This window comes from Phenylobacterium sp., assembly GCF_030697925.1.
Lineage (GTDB): Bacteria > Pseudomonadota > Alphaproteobacteria > Caulobacterales > Caulobacteraceae > Phenylobacterium.
Genome location: NZ_JAUYOJ010000018.1, coordinates 1 through 1,147, shown reverse-complemented (window position 1 = coordinate 1,147; position 1,147 = coordinate 1). Strand labels below are relative to the sequence as shown.

1 protein-coding gene is annotated in these 1,147 nt (G+C 64.3%); it reads right to left on the bottom strand.

The features are described from left to right. Window positions 1–1,098 (bottom strand): PAS domain-containing protein (locus Q8Q88_RS02135; protein ID WP_305673550.1); only part of this gene is annotated, 1,098 nt, incomplete at its 3' end. Window positions 1,099–1,147: the final 49 nt, after the last annotated feature.

Below are 1,147 nucleotides of genomic sequence, written 5' to 3'. Positions count from 1 at the left end.
TCGAAAGCAGGTGGCGTCGCCATTGAAGGCGCCACAGGCGGCGGCCTCGACGTCGAAGTCGAACGACAGGCCCTTCTGCTCGGCGAGCGGAGCGAAGGCGGCCGCGACGTCGCGAACCAGATGCTCCATGTCGAACGCCGCCAACTCAAGCTCGAGCTTGCCGGCCTCGATCCGCGAAAGGTCCAAGATGTCGTTCAGGATCGAGAGCAGGGTCTCGCCGGAGCGCCGGATGACGTCCAGCCGCCCCCGCTGGGTTGCGGTCGCCTCGTCGCCCTGCATCACCTGCACCATGCCGAGGATGCCGTTCAGCGGCGTGCGGATCTCGTGGCTCATGGTCGCTAGGAAATCGGACTTGGCCTGATTGGCCGTCGTCGCCTTGGCCAAGGCGTCGTTGAGCGCCGCCGCCGCAGCCTTGCTCTCGGTGATGTTCTCGACGATGGCGAGGACGTGACCGCCGCCGGCCTCGTCCGAAAATCCGATCTTCTTGGTTCGGAAGTGACGCAACTCTCCGCTGGAGTCCGCAAATGCGTCCTCCGTCACGCGCACCCCGCCCAATGTGAAGGCGTCGAGATCGGTGACTTTGAATGCCTCGGCCTGTTCGTGAGTGAAAAGATCATGATCGGTCTTTCCGATCAGCTCATCTCGGGAGACGCCGAACACCTTCTCCGCTGCGCGGTTGACGAGCACATAGCGCCCCGTCCGAACCTCCTTCGCGACGAGCACGGTGGGAATGTTCTGGACGATGGCGTCGAGCAGGGCCTGGGTCTCCCGCTCCTTCGTGATGTCGCGCGAGCGGGCCAGAATCTTCAGCGCCTTTGTGCCACCGGCCGCAAACACCGGGAACACCACCGTGTCCCACCATCGGGGCGCGCCCTTGGCGGTCGGGCAGAACCCTTGGAAGGACCGGGCCTCGCCGGAGATCGCGGCCTGCAGGGCCTCCTCGACCACCGCCCGCGTGCCCTCGGGCCACAGGGTTGGCCAGTATTTTCGATTGGGTTCGAAATCGTCGATCTCGAAGAGCGCCAGCCCGCGTGGATTCATGAACTCCACATAGCCATCGAGATTCAGGACCCTGACGCAATCGGGGTAGGTCTCAATGGCGCTGGCGAAGACATCGCCGCCAATTTGCAGGGGGAGACGTTGAGGT